Genomic DNA, 359 nt, shown 5'->3' on the forward strand with positions numbered 1-359 from the left:
ACTAATTCCCATTTATCCCTATTATCATATCCAAGTACAAATATGATTTTATCTTCAAATTTGATATGCGGTATCTTGTAGTCTTTATCACCATTACCGTGATAAGTTGCCTTGCCTTTATGAATACTAAGGATTCCATTATCTGATTGGATTATATTCTTCTCTGCGGTTCCTGTGGTTTTGGATGCTATGATATGAAGTTTCTTCTTACTTTTGCTGACCATAAGCATAAACTTAACCCCAGCGCCTACAGTAGTTTTCCCACTGGCTGTGGTCCCTTCTAGAAAGTCCGCATCGATATTCTTTGTAGTATTAATAAAGTCTAGATACTTCTGTGATAGTGGGAATCTATTCTTCGT

At 36.2% G+C, this 359-nt stretch carries 1 protein-coding gene; it reads right to left on the reverse strand.

The window, feature by feature from the left end; translation table 11 throughout:
- A partial coding sequence (locus tag RCF13_RS23625; protein ID WP_308141597.1) for a hypothetical protein occupies nucleotides 1-359 on the reverse strand: 359 nt, incomplete at both ends.

The organism is Stenotrophomonas maltophilia group sp. RNC7 (assembly GCF_030910085.1).
GTDB classification, from domain to species: domain Bacteria; phylum Pseudomonadota; class Gammaproteobacteria; order Xanthomonadales; family Xanthomonadaceae; genus Stenotrophomonas; species Stenotrophomonas sepilia.